Below are 16,584 nucleotides of genomic sequence, written 5' to 3' on the forward strand. Positions count from 1 at the left end.
TCAAACTCCGTCCCCACTTCAGAACTCGATTGATGGCTTGTTAAGTCAAGGACCGCGTTGGGGACGCCGACAAAGAGATTGCCCACAATATGCTCCGCGTTACTTCAAAGAGAACTCCATCGATGGCGGCACCTGCTACTGCATAGGCGGCAAGCGTTGCTTTCGTATTCGTGCTACGAAGTTTGGTAGAGATTCCAATTCCGGCAATTGCTCCGACAAGAACCAACCCCGTCGGATCAACACCCTGAATCGGATCCCCCGTAGGTGTACTTGTGCAACGGCTGGAGGCCAGCATGTTGCCGGCGTGGGGCTAGGCGCTTCTGGTCAAAAAGCCTGCCGCGCACTCGCTGCTACGTGCAGTTCGCAGATGGGCTGCGTTTGGAGGGGCGGGAGCAACCGGCATGGTAACTTGTGAGCCTTGATCGGCGCGAGAGTTGGATCGTTTTGGGGCGGTAGAGCCGGAGTTGGGTGGCTGAGGGAAAGAAATACTGGTAGGGGTGAGAGCGGTGCTTGGTGGGTTCGCGCGGAAATGGCGTTCAAACACGGGGTGTTGTGGGTCTTTTCAAGACCGGCCAGAAATTGGCAGAGAGCGAACTTGCGGGGTGGCCCATTCGCTTTGGCCCATTCGCTGGTAAAAGAGAGTACAGCGGAAGCAATGGTTTTCCTAACAACTCTCAGCTCTGAACAGAACCATGATTGAGTGCCACAAGGAACTTGGCGGCCTGCTGAATTCATATCGAGCAGCCGCTTAGCTGCATTTTGCGTTTCACCAAATTGTCAAAGAACAATCGTTCCCCGGTGTGACACTTACTGGAGTGTCGACACCTTTTGTCGTAAACTCTTACCGCCTCCGGCGGTTTCATCGCACACCCTATCCATGCGGAGTTCTGCCGCGACAGCGACGTGGATGGACCGCGTCGACTTTGACCGGAACGGTGATCGAAACTTGGGCCAGCACTTTCTTTACCAAGCAGTTCATGACAAACAACCTTCCAGCACCGGCTGCCGATGACGGAGGAGAATTCCTGCTCTACCAGGCCGATGACGGATCAACGCGCATCGAGGTCCGGATGGTGGATGAGACCGTCTGGCTGACGCAGAAAGACATGGCCGAACTGTTTCAGACCACAAAACAGAACATAAGCGCCCATTTGCAGAATGTTTACGAAGAAGGCGAACTTCATCCGGAGGCAACTGTCAAGAAATACTTGACAGTTCAAACTGAAGGAAAACGCCAGGTTTCACGGCAGGTTGAGCACTACAACCTCGATGCCATTATCTCTGTCGGCTACCGCGTTCGCTCTCATCGTGGGACGCAGTTTCGCATCTGGGCCACGCAGCAACTTCGCGAATACCTCATCAAGGGGTTCGCGATGGACGATCAACGGCTGAAACGAGGCAGTGGAGGCAGCTACTTTGAAGAGCTGCTCGCCCGCATCCGCGACATCCGCTCCAGCGAACGGGCGTTTTGGCGGAAAGTGCTCGACATCTATTCGACAAGCATCGACTACGACCCCAGCGAGGAGCAGTCCCTGCTGTTCTTCAAGACCGTACAGAACAAGATGCACTGGGCCGCTCACGGCCAGACCGCTGCTGAAGTGGTGCACTCTCGAGCCAATGCCTCGCTGCCCAATATGGGGCTGACGACGTTCAACGGGGATCGCCCTCGAAAGGCAGACGTGTCCATTGCCAAGAACTATCTCAAGGAAGAGGAGATCAAGGCCCTCAACCGAATCGTCACCGCCTATCTCGAATTTGCCGAGCTGCAGGCTATGAATCGCAAGCCGATGCACATGGCTGATTGGATTAGCAAACTTGATGATTTCTTGCGCCTGTCAGATCGCGAGATTCTGACCCACGCCGGAAAGATTTCGCACGACTCTGCGTAAGAGAAAGCGGAAACAGAATTTATCCAATTCAAAGAGCAGCAGCGCAAACTGCCACAACCGGTCGATCAGCACTTCACCGAATCACTGGACGCACTCAAGAAGATCGAAGGCGAAGCCCAGCAAGCTCAGGAAAAGACACCGGTAAAGAAGCCAGCTTCCAAGAAGAAGCCAAACACGTAGCCAACGTGGTTAAAAAACTCCGCCGACCTCTTTCTCCTGCGAAATGCTGTCTCAGCAGGATTGTCCGGAGGGGGCTTTCGGCCTATGCGGCGTCTAGGTAAACCTCGGCAGTCTCCTCATCATTTACCTTACCAGAACGATGACCAAGGCATCGATTGGCAGATTCAGTGATCATGCTTTTCAGGCTGCAACGCATCAATGATTGAGTTGCTTTTTGACGAGTCCCTGAGGCGAGGATGAAGTTTGTTCTGCAACCGTGGCAGCTGATTGCGATTTTCCTTGCTGGCTGGGTGAATCGGCAACAGCAAGAAGCGATTGATTACCTGCGCACCGAAAACGATATTCTCAAAGAAAAGCCTGGCACAAAGAAGAACCTGCTCGGGGTGAATCGTTCACTCGACGTCACATAGGCCAACGCGCTGCTCAAACAACTAGCCCGTTGTGTCTTCAAGTCTTCGTGTGTGCACCGGATATTGCGTCTGCCGCATCACCAAACGCAGTTCGCTGATGGGTTGCGTTTGGAGGGGCGGGAGCAACCGGCATGGTAACTTGTGGGCGTTGGGTGGCGCGAGAGTTGGATCGCTTTGGGGCGGTGGAGCCGGAGTTGGGTGGCTGAGGGAAAGAATTACTGGTGCGGGTGAGAGCGGTGTTTGACGAGTGCGCGCGGAAATGGCGTTCAAACACGGGGTGTTGTGGGTCTTTTCAAGACCGGCCAGAAATTGGCAGAGAGCGAACTTGCGGGGTGGCCCATTCGCTTTGGCCCGGTTCGCTGGTAAAAGAGAGTACACCGGAAGCAACGGTATTCGTTAGTTGTCTCGACTCACAAATACTTGTTTGGGAGGGATAGGTGGAACTTCGAGGGTTGCGTTTGGAAGTGGGGCTCCTAGAGGTGTTCACATGACGTAACGAAGTTTGTCGTAGGCCGCCTTCTCTTTCTCGTCCGCGTCAATGGCGGCGGCGAGTTCGTCGAAGCCGTACATCGTTTTGACTCGATGAGTCAGCAAGGCTCGGTCGTAGGGGACGCCGCCGGACGTCCAGTAGGCAGCATCGTGCGGTGTGAATTTGGAAACCTTCAGCGGACCTTTCTCGTCGGCTACGTTGGGAAGGTTTCGCCATAAACGCAGGTGTTGGCGATGCGATCCGATGGCGAGTCCAGCCAGTTCGACGTAGCCGGCGTCCGTCAGATCGGTGATTGCTGCGCCGTGGTTGATGAGGTGAACCAAGCCGCCGTATCCACTGCGATGGATGCTTGGATCCTGTGCGGTGACTTCATCAAGCACTGCACCCGCCATGCCTTCGATGTTGTCGTAGACCGGTGTGGCGTCGTCTTCGGGCAGCGTGATCTTGTTGCCGTGTAGGCGACCTTTGGCTTTGCCGTAATAGCCGCTGCCGGGCGTTTGGTTCTGGAAAAGATTCATCAACTTCAGAATCCCGTCGACCACCGCTGGCGTGGCGCATTCGGGGTGGTCTTGCAACGCGCGGATGGCCAGCGATGCGAAGATCACGTTGTGTCCGGATTGGCGCGGCCTGTCGATGCTTTTTTGCAGACCCTCGGCGATACCGTCGATCAATGTCGCGTCGGCTTTCTGTTTCGCAAACGGTTCAAACAACTCCGCATCGGCCAGCTTTGACGCTCTGGACATTCGCTGTCCGAAAACCGACTCGCCGCCTCTGACACGTCGAAGGTCGTCTTGAATCCCAGCTTCAATGGCGGGATCCAGGTCGGGGCGCTGCCGCGCAACGTAATAGCCGGCAATCATGGACGCGCCCAAATGCCCCGCCATCGAACTCATGTGATGGGCACGCGCGAGCGCGTTGAGCCCGGCTTTAAGATACGAGTGGTCAAGATCCCGTGCCGTGTTTGTTACTGCGTCGTCGGCGTGGGTCGAACGAGTCAGACCTCCGGCCACTGCCAACCCGCCCGTGACGGCGGTGAGTCGCGCGAAAGCTCGGCGAGGAATTCTGTTGCCCGGGGTCTGTTGGTCCATCGGATGGTCCAGGGTAGATGACGAAATCATGGAAGGTGCCGCGTTTTGAAAGAACCAGCATAGCCGGTCATCGGCATCCAGCGTGCGAGTAGGCACGCGCGAGTGTGCTTCAGTGGAACGCATTGTTGATCTTTGCACAAAAAGAACGTTCGATTCGCTCGGGTATAGCGATTGATTCTCGTTCGGGCGGAGGCAATTCAACGATGAATCCGAGAAAAGTTTTTTGGGCACTAATGTTTTTCCTGGCTGCGTGCTGCTCGCCCTGGTCGAGTTTCGCGGACGATGATCTGGCTGGCGATGATGTCGCTAGCGTTGTGCAGCTGGAAGTGTTTGTTCGTGGAGACAAACCGTCGGCGAATGATGTGGCCGATTACGTGACTGAGTTGAAGCGTCGCAATCCGGGCTTGGATGTCATCACTCGCGATGTGATTCAGGATCGTGGTCACCTGAAAAGGCTCTATGAGTTGACTAAGAAGGCGGGACGTTCCAAACCGGTCGTGCCGGCCTTCCACTGCTGTGACCGAATGTATTTCGGTTTCGAGGGAGCGGCGAAGAGTGGTCCGGCGATCGAGGAATTGTTCACGGCGGACGTTTACACACGGGACACTTGTCCGCGTTGCGCCAACGCCAAAGTGTTCATCGCAACCTTGAAAAAAAGATGGCCGGCGATCCGTTTTCGCGTGCTTGAAATCTCCAGCGATGCCGTGGCTCGGCAGCGGTGGGAGAATCTTTGTCGAGGATCCGGAAGCACGCCCGGCTTGCCCGTGATTGACTTCGGTGGACACGTCATCATCGGCTACCAAGGCGACGAGGTGACGAGGTGACGAGGTGACGGGCAAGGAATTGGAAACGCTGATTGAGCGAAAGTCCCGAGTCAAACCGCATGAGATTCAACCGAAACCTGCAACCGACGATGGAGCCGCGATTATGCTCCTGCCGTCGCAAGCCCTGTTCGGTGCTTTGCAGTTGGATTCAAACGAAGCAACGGACGACGGTTCCGATCCAGCCAAAGACTGGGAGCTTCCCGATGAAGCGACGGTCGCGGAGACGGGGCAAGCTGATTTGGAAGTTGAACCAACGACGTCGGCAGCAAGTGATGAAACCATCGACGTGCCGATCTTTGGCCGTCTGCGGGTCAGTGATCTTGGGATGCCATTGTTCTCGTTTCTGGTCGGGTTAGTCGATGGGTTCAATCCCTGTGCGATGTGGATTTTGGTGTTCCTGCTGTCTGTCCTGGTAAATATCAAAGATCGCAAAAAGATCATTCTGATTGCCGGAACGTTCGTGATCGTCAGCGGGATGGCTTACTACGCGTTCATGGCCGCGTGGTTGAATTTGTTCCTGCTGATTGGGATCGCTCGCCCGGTTCAAGTTGGATTGGGCGTGCTGGCATTGGTGATTGGCATCGTGAACGTGAAGGACTTTTTTGCGTTCAAGAGGGGCGTCTCACTATCCATTCCCGAAAGTCAAAAACCGGGACTGTATCGCCGGGTGCGAAACATCGTGGAGGCGAAGTACTTGACCGTGGCGATCGGTGGTGCGATTGCGTTGGCGATCGTCGTCAACATGGTTGAATTGCTTTGCACCGCTGGGCTGCCCGCGTTGTACACACAGATCCTGACGTTGCAGCAGCTGCCGGCTTGGCAGAACTATCTTTATCTCGGGATCTACATCCTCGCCTACATGCTCGATGACGCGGTGCTTGTCACCATCGTCGTCGCCACGCTCTCACATCGAAAGCTGCAAGAACGTGAAGGCCGATGGTTGAAACTTCTCAGTGGCATCGTGATTCTTGCGTTGGGAACGGTGATGATCTTCCGTCCCGATTTGCTGCAACTGGGGCATTGACTAACGAGCAGACCTTCATCCCGATCTAGCTTCAACGCCTGAGATTGCGATGTTGAATTCCGAAGCCTAGGCAGTTTTACGACAGGTATCTTCGTCGATTGTTTGAGTGCCGGTGACTGCCTTCGCGAGTCGCATGCCTGAAGAGGCCGACGACCAGAGCGGGATAGACATCGCGCACATTCGCGCAAGTGTGCTTCCACAAGATTAGCTTGCGCGACGTATCGCACACAAATGATACGGGTCAAATGAATCGGCCTGATTTGCGAATCGGCATCACGATTGCTTCTCTAACCAAGCCGGTTCGGTGAAGTCATTCAAAGAAAATGAGAACATTGTGATGCTAACGATCAAGATACTTGGCCCTGGTTGCCCCAATTGCAGACAGCTCGAGCAACTCACCTTGAAAGCGGTTGACGAGTTGGGCGTTGAAGCCGAAGTCAGCAAACTCACCGACCCGTTGCAGTGCGTGGAGCATGAAGTGATGGCAACTCCTGGACTTGTCATCGACGACAAGACGGTTTGTAGCGGTCGGGTTCCGTCTCTGTCCGAGTTGAAAGATCTCATCAATGCGGCGTTTGTGGCTCGATAAAGCCTTTCGAGCCGCAAACGATTATTCCAAATCGAGCCATTCGCATGACCGACGCCGCTCTCGAATCCGTTTTCAGTCTGCTGAGAAGTGGGGCGGGCAACCTAGCCGCGTATTTAGCCGCTCATGTTCTTCTGTGTTTGCTTCCGGCATTCTTGGTCGCCGGAGCCATGACCGCTTTAATTCCAAAGGAAATCATCACTCGATTTCTGGGACGTGACTGTCCCAAGGCGATCTCCTATCCCGCGGCTGCAGCAGGCGGATTCCTGCTTGCCGTTTGCTCCTGCACGGTCATTCCGCTGTTCGCAGGCATCTACAAGAAGGGTGCCGGGTTAGGTCCCGCAATCGCGTTTTTGTTTGTCGCACCCGCCGTCAATATTTTGGCGCTCGTTTATACCGGCAAAATGCTCGGCGTGGATCTGGCGATCGCGCGTGGAGTGCTTTCGGTTGTCTTTGGCGTCGGCATCGGCCTGCTGATGGCATTGATCTTTCGGGGCGACGACGTCGAGCATGACCAAGCGACGACTCGGATGTTTTCTGGTCAAGGCTCGATGCGTGGCTCGACGGTAAGTTTGCTGTCGTTACTGGTCGCTTTGTTGATCGTTGGCACGCTTCAACTCGACATGCTCATGCATGCCTACGCTCAAGTGCAAATTCCCACTACAAGCATTCACCACTTTCAAGACTTTCTCGCCGAGTTGGTTCCGCATGACACAAGCAAAGGCGAGGAAGGCGTGACCGCCCAGGGGGCAATTCTGATCGGCCTGCTGGTGTTGATCGGGCTGGCAGCTTGGCGAGGAATCGAGTGCATTTTTGAGCGTTTCAGTGCTTGGACGTGGGTCTTCGTCAGCTTGGTGGGAGTCACGTTGATGTTTGCTTCATTGCAGATCGTTCCCACTTCTAAAGGCGTGACGTTGCATTTCACGGGCAAGTTCATTGGTGTGTCCATCATCACCGCTGCACTCGGTTGGGTCTTGAAGACAAGGCTTGCTTCAGACGAGCTTCGCGACTTCTTGTGGGAATCATGGCGATTCGTCAAGCAAATTTTCCCACTACTGATCATTGGCGTTTTTATCGTCGGAGTCATTCGCGAACTGGTCCAACCCCAGTGGGTTCAATCGCTAGCAGGCGAGAACACGGTTGGCGGAAACTTTGTCGGTGTCGTCTTCGGCGTGTTTATGTATTTCCCCACTCTGGTTGAAGTTCCGATCGCCCAAATGTTTCTTGATCTGGGAATGCATCGCGGTCCGTTGTTGGCTTACCTGCTGGCCGACCCCGAACTGAGTTTCCAAAGCATTTTGATCACGGCTTCGGTCATCGGCAAAAAGAAAGCGTGGGTGTACGTTGGTCTCGTCGCCGTCTTCAGCACTCTTGCCGGCATGTTGTATGGGACTTGGATTGACGGCTCCAGTCTCTGGTCGGTCACATCTTATCTACTTGCCGTTCTTGGTGGGATAGTCGCGATACTCTGGGTAGTTGGTCGCAGGCAGGTCCGTCACTCTAAACCAAATACAACATCGTCCTGATTGGTAAATACACTTGAGCAGCGACCATGCCGTAGAGACTACCAAGTTCAGTCCAGCGGTTGCGTGGATTGGTCTGTTCGCGGGACCGCTTGCGGCGGCGGCTTGTTGTGTGTTTCTGCCAAATCAATATCTCGATGCGGCTGGTACGCTCGTCGAGTTTGATCCGGCCGGCCGAGCGACACTCGCGGCCATGGCTTGGATGGGAATTTGGTGGCTGACCGAGGCCGTTCCCATTTACGCAACGGGAATGTTGCCGGTGGCTTTGTTTCCTGTTCTCGGTATCGCCACCATGAAGGCCGCTTCGGCCCCTTATGCCAACCCGCTGATCTTTCTGTTCATGGGCGGCTTTCTATTGGCTTTGTCGATGGAGAAATGGGGACTCGGAAAGCGTATCGCCCTGACAGTGTTGCAGGTCGTGGGGACTCGGCCCGTCAACATCATCGCAGGGTTCATGGTCACGACGGCGGTTTTGAGCGCGTTTGTATCCAACACGGCCACAACAGCCATGATGCTGCCGATTGCGGCGAGCATCATTCTGCTGGTGAAGGCCCAGGGTGGGCTGTCCAACAACTTCTCGATCTGTCTGATGCTCGGAATTGCCTACTCGGCCTCGATCGGCGGAACGGCCACCATCATCGGGTCGCCTCCGAACGTGTTCCTGGTGAGCTACCTGACCGATTCCATCGCGGAACCGTACCGAGTCGAACTCAGCTTCGCTCGCTGGTTACAGTTCGGTGTTCCGCTGGCGGTCGTCTTTTTGCCGATCGTATTTCTATTGCTCACTCGAGTCTTGTACCCAGTCAAAGATCAAACGATCGAAGGCAGCGACCGTTTGATTCGAGGTGAATTGGATTCGTTGGGGCCCGCGAACCGCGGTGAATTGGCGTCCTTCGTTGTCTTTGTCGCGACAGCCACGCTTTGGATGAGTAGGCCAGCTCTGGCCGGTGTCTCGCTTGATCTTGATGGAAGAAATTGGATGCCACTTGCCGATTTGACTGATGCGGGAATTGCCATGATGGCGGCACTGGTTCTGTTTGTCATTCCCGTCGATGTCAGACGCAGAATCTTTGTGCTCGACTGGGAAACGGCATTGAAGCTACCGTGGGGGATTCTGATTCTGTTCGGCGGTGGGCTTAGCTTGGCTGCCGCGGTGCAAGCAAACGGAGTGGCTGAATTCATGGGAAGCCACACCCATTTTGTACGCGGGCTACCACCAGTCCTGGTCGTTTTATGTGTCTCGGCAGGAATGATTTTTCTGACGGAACTGACGTCCAATACCGCGACGTCAGCGACAGTGATTCCCATCTTGGGTGCCGTTGCGTCTGGATTGGACATCCACCCCTACTTGCTGGTTTTCCCGGCAGCGATTGCTGCAAGTTGTGCGTTCATGCTGCCCGTCGCGACGCCTCCGAACGCGATTGTTTTCGCGACGGGTGAGGTCAGCATCGGGCAAATGGCCAGGGCTGGAATCTGGCTCAACCTGATTTCCATCGTGCTGGTCACCTTGCTGACCATGCTCTTGATCGAGCCGCTTTTGGTCCGGTAGCTACCACAAGTTGAACAAAACGGCTGACCACCGGACGCTGCGGATAGTCGCGCGGTTGTGGTTGCATGTGCCCACTTGGCGTGACGGTACGCACACAAGCTCGCCTGAGCCGAAGAATTCACCGCCAATCCTGAGCGGCATCCTGATTGCATCGCTGAAGATTTCATCCCCCACATCCTTCTACGAGGTCACCGGCGATGAACGTGTATTCCAGCACCAGTCCCAATGCGAACCGGCTACATGACCGCCTGTTAAAGGCCGTCGAGTCAGCCACGTCAGCTCCATCAAGCCACAACACACAGCCGTGGAAATTTGAGATTCTACAAGATCGAATCGAGCTTCATGCCGATCGCAGCCGTCGCTTGCCGATCGTTGATCCCATGGATCGAGCCTTGACGATCAGTTGCGGAGCAACGCTGGATCATTTGTGCTTGGCAATGCACTGCGACGGCTTGTCGACGATGGTCCGTGTGCTGCCGGAGTCTGAAAATCCAGACTTGCTGGCACGAGTCATCGTCAGCGGTCCACATATTCCGAGCGATGAAGAACGAATGATGTATGACGCGATACCGAAACGTCGAACCAACCGTGCGCCGTTCAAGGAAGAGCCGATTGATCCGCAGGTCAAGACGGACTGGCTGCACGATGCTGCGGAACATCGCTGTTGGCTGGACATGACCGAAGACAAAGAGGAACAGCATGCAATTGCTGACTTGATCGACTACGGAGATCGCAAACAAGCCAGCAATAAAGCCTTTCGGCATGAGTTGGCCCAGTGGGTTCACTCCAACAACAGCCCGCGTACGGACGGCATGCCAGGATACTCGCACGGATTTGGTGATCTTGCGTCCCGGTTCGGTCGGATCATGATCCGCACCTTCGACTGGGGCGACGGACAAGCGGCCAAGGACCGGCAACTGGCCGAGGGTTCCCCGATGTTGGCGGTGATGGGAACCAATGAAGACACGCCCCAAGCGTGGATCGCTTGCGGTCAGGCACTTTCAAGGATGCTACTTCGCGGAACCGCACACGGCTTGGACGCTTCGTTCATGAATCAGCCGATCGAAGTCGATGCGCTTCGTTTTCAGCTTGCTGATTTGATGGACGACGATGGCTTTCCACAGATCCTCCTTCGGTGGGGCAAGGGGAAGCCTGTCCGACCGACGCCCAGACGCCCTGTGAAAGAAATATTGATTTGACGCAGAGTCGGGGAGTCGCAAGGACGCAGAGAAAAGAACCCCGAATAGAAGCTCCCGACTCGTCTGCGTCTCACCGCCTCACGCGTCTCTGCGTCGACTTCTCCTCGCAAATCGCAGAATGGATTTCGGACATTTCAATGACAGAACTCACGCGACATCTTTCTCATCGTCGATCTGGCCGACGAGTTGTTCAAGAACGTCTTCGAGAGTGATAATTCCAACGGTCGTTCCCGTGTCTTGAACGATCGCCATGTGCATGTGTTGTTCACGAAAGGTGACCAACAAATCGTCGACACGGGCATGGGTATCCACGACAAGCGGTGCCTTTGCAACGGACATCACCCCGCAATCGCCCTGCTCCCGAATGACTGCTCTGAGCAGGTCTCGGCTCAACGCCACGCCACGAACATCGTCGATTGAATCGCCAAAGATCGGATACCGCGAATACTCGCTGCGACTGCTTTCGGCAGCGGCTTGGTGAATCGTGCAGCCAGCCGAGAGGGCTTTGACGTCGCCGATCGACGTCATCACATCGGCGGCGGTTCGGTCGTTGAGCACAAATACGCGATGGATCATGCTTTCTTCGTCGCTTTCAATCAAACCTGCTTTGTGACCCATCCGCACCAGCGATCGAATTTGAGGCTCGGTACCCAACGTCCGCTCTCCGCGCGTCAGGCGCTCCGATAGCCAACTGAGCGGCAGGACCAGCGGATATAGCAATCGTCGGCCCAGCATCAATGCCGGTGCGCAGATGCGTGCCAGTCGCGGTGCGTGATGAGCCCCCATCGCCTTGGGAAGAATCTCTGAAAAGACGATCGTCCCCAACGTTAGCGTGATGGTCACCATCACCACTCCGGTACGATCCAAGATCCGAAACGCTTGATGGCTGACAAGGATCGGCCCGAGCACGTTGATCGCGTTGGTCACGATCACAATGACAACGACGGACGAAGCGAACTTCGCTTTCACCTCGCGAAGCCGCTTGGCCCCCCAGCGGCTCTTTTGGACAAGTTCGTCGATCTCCGGCTTCGTCACGCTGAGCACCGCCGCATCAATGGCGGCAGCGACGCCGGAAAGACCTAGAAACATCACGATCATGAAGGCCAGCGTTGCCATTCGTTTGTCCAAAGCGGAAACCGAGGTCCGGGACTATCGGATCGGTATGAGCCGCTTGTGCCACCTCGATCCTCTAGAAAGAGCCTGAGGAGAGAATGCAAACGCTATTCCAGCCCAGTCCAGTGCTTCATCGTGGCACATGCCTTGCAATTCAATGCTCGCTGCCTTCTCGATGGAGTCGGCAAGACACATCGCTTCACGGCACCCGAACTCGGATGGATGCATGAATGATTCACCGCGGCATGCATCGCATCTTCTGGCCCAGCCGAAGGTGCTGGCGTGGGCAATGTACGATTGGGCAAACAGTGCTTACACGACGCTGATGATCACGGTCTTGGTGGCGTACATTCAGCGTGTGGTTTTTCCAACCGATCAGTGGGGGACGACCGGCGCGGTGATTTGGGCGTGGGGCATCTCCCTTTCGATGTTGGTGGGAGCTCTGTTGGCACCGGTGGTGGGTGCGATGGCGGACGCACGCGGAAACAAGCGGGAATGGCTGGGCGTGACCGCACTGACCGGTTCCGCGTGCGGGATCGCGATTGGATTGGTGCCCGCGACCAATTATGTGCTTGTGGTCGCCCTGTTTCTGGCTGCCAACCTGATGTTGGAACTCTCGCTTGGAATCTACGACGGCTTCCTGCCGGAGATTGTTGGCGAAGATGACGTGGCCAAGGCGTCCGCCTGGGGTTACGGGCTGGGATACGTTGGTGGAGGGATCGCGTTACTGATCGCAATGCTATTTCTAGCGTTTGGTGAAAGGATCGGTTTGTCGACGGTTGCCAGCCGATTGCAAGCGAGTCTCGTGCTGATGGGGGCATGGTGGGGGATATTTACGCTACCAGCCATCATTGTTTTGCGAGACTCGTCACCTGGGTCGCTCTCGCAACCTGCCGATGACGTGCCGGAGGCATCCAGTCTTGATTTGATTACCAAGAGTGCCCGCGATGTCGGTTCGACGATCCGCGATTTGAAAACAAACGTCCCGCTGGCCTTTTTTCTTCTGAGCTTTCTCTTCTTCAATGACGGCGTGCAAACCGTCATCAGTCAAGCGTCCACGTTTGCACTTCAAGAATTGTCGTTCGATGAAGCAGGATTGATGGCGGTGATCCTGATGATTCAATTCCTTGCCTTTCCCGGTGCGCTCGCGATTGCTTGGATTGCCACAAAGTTCGGCGAGAAGACCACGTTGATGGGATGCATCGCCGTTTGGTCACTCGTTCTGGTCGTGGCACTACGAATTCAGACTCAAGCGGAATTTTGGATATTAGCGGCGGTGATCGCGATCGTGCTTGGCGGTACGCAGGCGGTCAGCCGAGCCATCATGTCGCGAATGATTCCCGAAGGCGAAAATGCGAAGTATTTCGGCCTCTTTCATCTTTCGGGGAAAGCTACCAGCTTTCTCGGCCCGTTTCTGTTTGGGGCAATCGTCGCGTTCACCGGAAGCTCACGACTGGCGATCTTCGGTCTGCTTCCGCTGTTCTTGATTGGCGGATGGCTGCTGCTTCGCGTCAAGCTGGAGCGAAAAGCTCTGGAAACAGTGCAGAATCCCAAACGCGTGTGCTGATCCGCCCAGTCGCCGTGCCCGGATGCACATTCGGTTTTCCAAGCGGCTCGTTTGACGCATAAACCATCTCGGTACTCGCTTTGCATCCAATCGTTGCTGCCCATTCACCAACGCTGCAAACCCACGTCGGAGTACACCATGCGAGTTCTATTAGCCAACGACGAGTCACAACACAGCCGTGCGGCAACCGACTATCTTCTCTCACTTCCATTCCGCAAACCAATTGAATTGGACGTTGCGTCCATCATCGCGCCTCCGATCATGGTCGACGTTGGCATGGGCGGAATGCCGATGGATCTTAGTGGGTTCATCGACGAGGAACGTCAAGCGGCGTTGGCTCGCGTTGAAGCGACGGCCAGCCAGCTTCGCGACGGTGCTCGTGGGAAATCGCTGCATTCCGTCTCAACGCATGTACCGGTTGGGCCTCCTGCGAGCGAATTGCTGAACTTGGCCGAACAGACAGATAGCGAACTTGTTGTTATCGGTGCCGTCGGTCACTCAGCGCTGGACCGTGTGCTATTGGGCAGTGTTTCTGACTATGTGGCCACCCATGGTGACGTGTCGACGTTGGTGGTTCGGCCCAGCCGAGAATCCGAAACGCCACCCTCGCTTCGGAAGATTGTCATTGCATTGTCAGGAAGCGCGGAAGATCAACGGATGATCGACTGGCTTGGGAACTTGCACCTGCAATCCAGCGTGGAAGTCCACTTGGTTCGCATTCTGCAGTTGCAAACGCTCTATCGACAAGACATCCGACAGAAAGCGTCTGAGTCTTGGGGGAGATTCGTCAAGCAATCACAACAACAAATCCTGGATCTTGAAACTCGGCTTCAAAAACTGAACTTGAACACGGAAACCCATTTGGTCGAAGCGGATCATGTGGGCGAGGCGTTGATCGACTACGCCGAGGCGCACGATTGCGATTTGATCATGACTGGTGACAGCGACAGTGGATTGTTGACGCGAGTGTTCATGGGCAGCACCTCCCGCTATGTCCTTCGTCATGCTACTTGCAGTGTGTTGATCGTTCGTGACAAGGAAGAACGGGCCAAGGCGAAACAGGAGATTGCCACCGGCGCGCACATGGTAGAAGAAGGTGCCATGTCAAGTTGACGCAGAGGCGGAGGTGATGCAACCTGAAAATCCACGATTGGCACGGGTGTTGCGTTTCTTTCGTCTCGTCGACTTCACCGCCGCAACCCGTGACGGAACAGTACACAAACACTCAATGGGGATAGTACGATGTTTGAGCAAGACTCGCTTCACCAACGAGGCAAAGCACTTGAAGATGAGTTTTTCCACCGCGTTGATGAGAAACTTGGAGCAGCGCTGCGTGCTCGAATGGATCGAGACGACGCGATTGAACGTTTGAAATCAACGACTGGCTTCGATGACCAAGCCGTTGTCGAGCATCTTGTCGACGCGGGGTTCACGCCATCGTCGATCGTGGCCTTAGCCTTGGTACCAATGGTGTTTGTCGCATGGGCCGACGGCAACGTCACCGCGGCGGAACGCCAGTCGGTTTTAAGTGCTGCGTTGCATCGTGGGGTCAACAGCGAGCCCGCTGCGTTCTCGATGCTTGAGGATTGGTTGCATCATCGACCGGCTGATTCGCTTTGGCACGTTTGGGAAGAGTACGCAAACGCCGTCGGCCAATCACTCACACCGACGCTCGCCACGATGCTTCATCAAGAAATCATGCGTCTTGCAACGAAAGTGGCCAACGCATCGGGCGGGCATTTCGGTCGTGGGAAGGTTTCCGAGAATGAACGGGTCGTTCTTGACCAGCTAGCCGATCTATTCGCGGTGACTGGGTGAACGGGGAACATGCCCACTGAGCGGTCGTCTAGTGATGTGTCTTCGCGATTGGTTTGTTGATTTGACTCCCGTTGGGCAGGCTCTACTTGCCGGTCTCTTCACCTGGAGCGTGACTTGTCTCGGTGCGGCCGGCGTTTTTCTTTTGCGCGACATCAATCGCCGTCTGCTCGATTCGATGCTTGGATTTTCGGGTGGCGTGATGCTGGCAGCCAGCTGTTGGTCACTGTTGGGACCGGCGATTGAGATCTCCCAGCAAGGGACTCTGCCGGCTTGGCTTCCACACACCATCGGTTTCTTGATCGGTGGAGGTTCGCTTTGGATCATGGATAAAACCTTGCCCCATTTGCATCTGGGGATGCCGATCGAACAAGCCGAAGGCCCAAAGACATCGTGGAGTCGTACCGTCCTGTTGGTCAGCGCGATCACGCTTCACAACATCCCGGAAGGTTTGGCGGTGGGCGTTGCCTTCGGTGGAGTGATTGCGGGTGTTCCATCGGCCAGCGTAAACGCCGCGATGGTGCTGGCACTTGGGATCGGAATCCAAAATTTCCCCGAGGGCGTTGCCGTCGCACTGCCGCTCAGGGCGGAAGGCATGAGCCGGCGGAAGAGTTTTTGGTACGGTCAGCTATCGGCGATTGTTGAACCCCCAGCCGCGGTGTTAGGTGCCGCTGCGGTGATCTACGTCGCACCTATACTGCCTTACGCACTTAGTTTCGCAGCAGGCGCGATGGTGTACGTGGTCGTTGAAGAATTGATCCCAGAATCGCACCGAGAAGGGAACGTCGACTTGGCCACCTTCAGTCTGTTGATCGGGTTCGCCGTGATGATGGGGCTCGATGTTGGCCTGGGCTGATGTTCAAGGCGACAATTGAGCGTGAGCAAAGGCCCTGGCTCGGTCCAGATCTTTGGCATTTGGGTGCTTACGGTTAAGCCCACCCATCCATCGCAAGAATGCGAATGAGTCACGGCCACGACATGAGAAATCGGCTGTGACCTGAAAGCCTTTAGCCTGTAGTTTGCGGCGCAGAGGTGCGTGATACAGAGCCGTTAAGAATGGAAGACCTGATGTTGAAAACAGGAAGATCCGGTGGCCGTTTCCAGCATTCGCAGGAAGTCTTCGGACCCAATCTCGCACGGCACGATGAAAGCGAGCGTAGTAGATCCCCGATCCGATGCCGAGCAGCGAGTAATCACCCGCTGTCGGGCAAAGTGTTTCGTCGGGATCAATCACTTCCGCATGCAGCTCAGCCGCCATCGCATCGGCAATCTGCTTTGTGTTTTGATGGTGAACCGACTTGCACAGAATGATCGCTTTCTTGTCCAT

15 protein-coding genes are annotated in these 16,584 nt (G+C 55.5%); 12 read left to right on the forward strand and 3 right to left on the reverse strand.

Annotated elements, in window-relative coordinates; translation table 11 throughout:
- Positions 1-977 precede the first annotated feature (977 nt).
- Both SV7mr_RS18100 and SV7mr_RS25550 read left to right on the forward strand, forming a co-directional pair.
- The gene (locus tag SV7mr_RS18100; protein WP_419187566.1) at positions 978-1,889 is read left to right on the forward strand and encodes a virulence RhuM family protein; all 912 of its coding nucleotides are present in this window, start codon (positions 978-980) and stop codon (positions 1,887-1,889) included.
- A gap of 416 nt (positions 1,890-2,305) precedes the next feature.
- Entirely contained in the window at positions 2,306-2,479 is a 174-nt protein-coding gene (locus tag SV7mr_RS25550) for a hypothetical protein (RefSeq protein ID WP_419187567.1), read from the forward strand.
- 483 nt (positions 2,480-2,962) lie between these two features.
- Here the strand turns inward: SV7mr_RS25550 and SV7mr_RS18105 are convergent, their stop codons facing one another.
- A complete protein-coding gene (locus SV7mr_RS18105) occupies positions 2,963-4,057 on the reverse strand; it encodes a hypothetical protein (RefSeq protein ID WP_419187568.1) in 1,095 nt (364 codons plus the stop codon).
- Between the two features lie 203 nt (positions 4,058-4,260).
- Here SV7mr_RS18105 and SV7mr_RS25555 point away from each other — a divergent pair, with 203 nt between their 5' ends.
- The 6 genes from SV7mr_RS25555 to SV7mr_RS18130 all read left to right on the forward strand — a co-directional run bounded on the left by SV7mr_RS25555 (position 4,261) and on the right by SV7mr_RS18130 (position 10,762).
- A complete protein-coding gene (locus tag SV7mr_RS25555; RefSeq protein ID WP_419187569.1) occupies positions 4,261-4,881 on the forward strand; it encodes a glutaredoxin family protein in 621 nt (206 codons plus the stop codon).
- 4 nt (positions 4,882-4,885) lie between these two features.
- Positions 4,886-5,905, forward strand: coding sequence for an NrdH-redoxin (locus SV7mr_RS25560; RefSeq protein ID WP_419187570.1), 1,020 nt, complete (start codon positions 4,886-4,888; stop codon positions 5,903-5,905).
- Between the two features lie 304 nt (positions 5,906-6,209).
- A complete protein-coding gene (locus SV7mr_RS18115) occupies positions 6,210-6,494 on the forward strand; it encodes a thioredoxin family protein (protein WP_419187571.1) in 285 nt (94 codons plus the stop codon).
- A 44-nt stretch (positions 6,495-6,538) separates the two neighbouring features.
- Complete coding sequence (locus SV7mr_RS18120; RefSeq protein WP_145275372.1) at positions 6,539-8,017, forward strand: permease; 1,479 nt, start codon at positions 6,539-6,541, stop codon at positions 8,015-8,017.
- 13 nt (positions 8,018-8,030) lie between these two features.
- The gene (locus tag SV7mr_RS18125; protein ID WP_419187572.1) at positions 8,031-9,563 is read left to right on the forward strand and encodes an SLC13 family permease; all 1,533 of its coding nucleotides are present in this window, start codon (positions 8,031-8,033) and stop codon (positions 9,561-9,563) included.
- A 197-nt stretch (positions 9,564-9,760) separates the two neighbouring features.
- The gene (locus SV7mr_RS18130) at positions 9,761-10,762 is read left to right on the forward strand and encodes an Acg family FMN-binding oxidoreductase (protein ID WP_145275378.1); all 1,002 of its coding nucleotides are present in this window, start codon (positions 9,761-9,763) and stop codon (positions 10,760-10,762) included.
- A 147-nt stretch (positions 10,763-10,909) separates the two neighbouring features.
- On the opposite strand, the gene SV7mr_RS18135 is transcribed toward SV7mr_RS18130, so the two are convergent.
- Positions 10,910-11,878: a CNNM domain-containing protein gene (locus SV7mr_RS18135; RefSeq protein WP_145275381.1), complete on the reverse strand. Its 969-nt coding sequence runs from the start codon at positions 11,876-11,878 to the stop codon at positions 10,910-10,912.
- Between the two features lie 223 nt (positions 11,879-12,101).
- Here SV7mr_RS18135 and SV7mr_RS18140 point away from each other — a divergent pair, with 223 nt between their 5' ends.
- The 4 genes from SV7mr_RS18140 (at position 12,102) to SV7mr_RS18155 (ending at position 16,113) form a co-directional block, all read left to right on the forward strand.
- On the forward strand, positions 12,102-13,442 hold the full coding sequence (locus tag SV7mr_RS18140) for an MFS transporter (protein ID WP_419187573.1): 1,341 nt from the start codon (positions 12,102-12,104) through the stop codon (positions 13,440-13,442).
- Between the two features lie 138 nt (positions 13,443-13,580).
- On the forward strand, positions 13,581-14,555 hold the full coding sequence (locus SV7mr_RS18145) for a universal stress protein (RefSeq protein ID WP_145275388.1): 975 nt from the start codon (positions 13,581-13,583) through the stop codon (positions 14,553-14,555).
- Between the two features lie 129 nt (positions 14,556-14,684).
- Positions 14,685-15,260: a TerB family tellurite resistance protein gene (locus tag SV7mr_RS18150; protein WP_145275391.1), complete on the forward strand. Its 576-nt coding sequence runs from the start codon at positions 14,685-14,687 to the stop codon at positions 15,258-15,260.
- 34 nt (positions 15,261-15,294) lie between these two features.
- Positions 15,295-16,113 carry a ZIP family metal transporter gene (locus SV7mr_RS18155; RefSeq protein WP_145278611.1) on the forward strand — a complete coding sequence of 273 codons (819 nt, stop codon included), beginning with the start codon at positions 15,295-15,297 and terminating at the stop codon, positions 16,111-16,113.
- Positions 16,114-16,116: 3 nt separating this feature from the next.
- On the opposite strand, the gene SV7mr_RS18160 is transcribed toward SV7mr_RS18155, so the two are convergent.
- Positions 16,117-16,584 carry a flavodoxin family protein gene (locus tag SV7mr_RS18160; RefSeq protein ID WP_145275394.1) on the reverse strand — a complete coding sequence of 156 codons (468 nt, stop codon included), beginning with the start codon at positions 16,582-16,584 and terminating at the stop codon, positions 16,117-16,119.

This window comes from Stieleria bergensis, assembly GCA_007745635.1.
GTDB lineage: Bacteria > Planctomycetota > Planctomycetia > Pirellulales > Pirellulaceae > Stieleria > Stieleria bergensis.